Source organism: Glycomyces salinus (genome assembly GCF_016428645.1).
GTDB classification, from domain to species: Bacteria; Actinomycetota; Actinomycetes; order Mycobacteriales; family Micromonosporaceae; genus Glycomyces; species Glycomyces salinus.
In genome coordinates this window covers 1-1789 of sequence record NZ_JAELXW010000129.1, presented here as the reverse complement: position 1 = coordinate 1789, position 1789 = coordinate 1, and the positions used below count along the sequence as shown (strand labels likewise).

Here is a 1789-nt window from a genome sequence, read left to right as displayed (position 1 = left end):
CCGCCAATCCGAGATATGCCAGGAGCCAACGCCGTACTTTCGCAGCACCGCGCCCTTCGGGCCTTGCGGGGCCGCCTCATATTCGGCGAGGACCTTCGCCTTGAACGCGGCGGTGAAGGTCCGCCGCTTGGCCTTTGCGGGCACCTCGGGATCCCGGCGCTGCTCATCGCTCACGGCCCCAGTCTGCGGGCTCGACGTCTCGGTGGTCAACACGGTCATATGGTCCTACGGTCCATTTCCCCGCCCAGTGGCTAAACCAGAAGATGATCATGACTCACTAAAGGTTGCCACAGAGGGGGCTGGAGGATGAACCGGAGCTCGCAGCGAACATACTCTGTCTCGTGAAGCTTGAAGAAGTACGTGCACTCCCACCGCCGAACTGTTGTAACAGTACCAGTACTTCACCTCTCATTTGGCCGTTATACTCACCCGCGCCATGACCGCACTCACGTCATCGCAGCGGTCGTTCACCGTGATGCAGTCTCCGTCGAGGGCGACCCACGCAACACCCACGGACCGCCGCTCTCCCAGGCACAACGATGATGTGCCAATGCTGACAGGTCCAACATCGACTGGCAATTGCGCGATGGCATCGACGCTCTCAGATGCTAGGGCGATATCGCCTGCAGCGGGGACCTGCGACGAGAAAACCGGCACTGCTGCTGTGTCCGGCGTCAGAAGGGGGGAAAAAGTGCGCATGGAGTCTCCTTCGAAGAATTGAGAATTCAGGAGTCGTATGGTTGGCGTCTTACCTGGTATAGTGATGCCTCAAAGGATGAGTTCTTCGTTGAGTCGGACGTCCGTCAATTGAACGAAGTCGAAGTAGCCGTTCCAGTCGATGCGGCCTCTGTCTACTAATCAGGATCATCTTGGCAGCGAGAGGTGGTCTCTACAAGGCGGTACACCGGCAGAACAGAGGCGGAGATACCCGAAGGCCGATGCAGGGGTCTCGTTTGCCCCAGAACCTCAGCGAGGTTCTCTAATGCTCGTATGCTCGGTGGAGGAGCCTCCCGCGAGTGATTCTTGTTGCAGCACAACAGATTAAGCAGAAGGTTCCTTCATTCTTCAACGCAGACTGTAAGTCACGTGTATAGATACAGTTTCCAGACGGTACGGCCATCCCACACGTCGGATTCGCACCAGCCGAACCCACCGTAGTAATCCTCGTATAGATCCTGTTGGTACTGGCACTCGGCATCGGTGGGATACGCCCCGATGTAGTAGATTTCATCAGCTTGGGCCGCTGCGGGAACGCCGAGGCCGACGACCGCGGCGGCTGCCATCGCGAGTCCGTACCTCGCCAGACGCTTCATACAGTTCCTCTCGGTTCGATTGCCGTAGTTTTCGCTGACCACAACCACCTGAGCCGTTGGTTGGGGCGCGCTGACCTTCAGGTCCACTCGGGGACCGAGGCCGTTCTGATTCTGCGCGATGCGGGCACGGGTAATGCACAGATTTCGCACGGTTTCGAGCTTTCTTGGCGCGTGTTTCAGCTTGTGCACAAGGAGGCGTTTTCATCGTGGGTGAGATCCGTTGAGAGGCAACGGAGAAGAGCCTTCAAGCGTGATCGTGACGCCGATGAGGGGGAAGCCAGGGTCGCTGGGGCAGCGCTGCGAGGCTAGTTCGGGTGGAGGGGTAGTGGGGACACTGGCGGGGAGCGGCTCCCGGCCGAGGCCGGGAGCCGCTATCGTGGGTTGAGATGCGTAGTCAGCGCGTCGTCGAGAGCTGTCCTGCCGGTGGTCGACAGAGCTAGGGCCTGTTTGAGAAGCTAGGGCTTCCAGTCGAGGAT

The 1789-nt window shown here is 59.3% G+C and carries 2 protein-coding genes and 1 pseudogene; all 3 read right to left on the bottom strand.

Going from position 1 to position 1789, the window contains the following annotated elements; genetic code table 11:
- Nucleotides 1–219: pseudogene (locus JFB92_RS27095) on the bottom strand (hypothetical protein); the annotation flags it as partial.
- Between the two features lie 189 nt (nucleotides 220–408).
- On the bottom strand, nucleotides 409–699 hold the full coding sequence (locus JFB92_RS23030; protein WP_199044045.1) for a hypothetical protein: 291 nt from the start codon (nucleotides 697–699) through the stop codon (nucleotides 409–411).
- 383 nt (nucleotides 700–1082) lie between these two features.
- Entirely contained in the window at nucleotides 1083–1502 is a 420-nt protein-coding gene (locus tag JFB92_RS23025) for a hypothetical protein (protein ID WP_199044044.1), read from the bottom strand.
- Nucleotides 1503–1789 lie beyond the last annotated feature (287 nt).